Annotated in this window: 1 protein-coding gene; it reads right to left on the bottom strand. The window is 40.8% G+C overall.

The window, feature by feature from the left end; all coding sequences use genetic code 11:
* On the bottom strand, nt 1–348 hold a 348-nt coding region (locus KVT37_RS31980; protein WP_217578992.1), incomplete at both ends, for a hypothetical protein.

The raw sequence follows: 348 nt of genomic DNA, 5'->3' as shown, positions 1-348 counted from the left end.
TTTTAACTTGTTGCTCTTGTTTCGGTGCGTTATACCTAGTTTGTTGGGGGGTAGGATTAACCTGTACTAGATCATTAACAAACCGCTTAGAATTCGCGAATTGATTTTGTAGTGTATCGCTAACAAGGTTACCCTCTAGAAAGTCACCCATAACGATATCTTCTTTTAGTGCTGCAAAACCATCCATTACAGACTCCGCAAGTGTACGGGCTTTTTTAACGGCATATTTAGTCATGCCTACAACACCGTTAGCAAGACCTTCTGTTACGAACTCACCCAAAGCATATGCCACACGACTTGGAGAGTGAATGTCGAAGAAATCGGCAATTCCATCTTTAATATTACTTG

Source organism: Mesorhizobium sp. GbtcB19, assembly GCF_019091085.1.
Taxonomy (GTDB): Bacteria; Pseudomonadota; Alphaproteobacteria; order Rhizobiales; family Rhizobiaceae; genus Mesorhizobium.
Note: the sequence above shows the minus strand (reverse complement) of the source record. Positions and strands in the feature narration are given on the sequence as shown.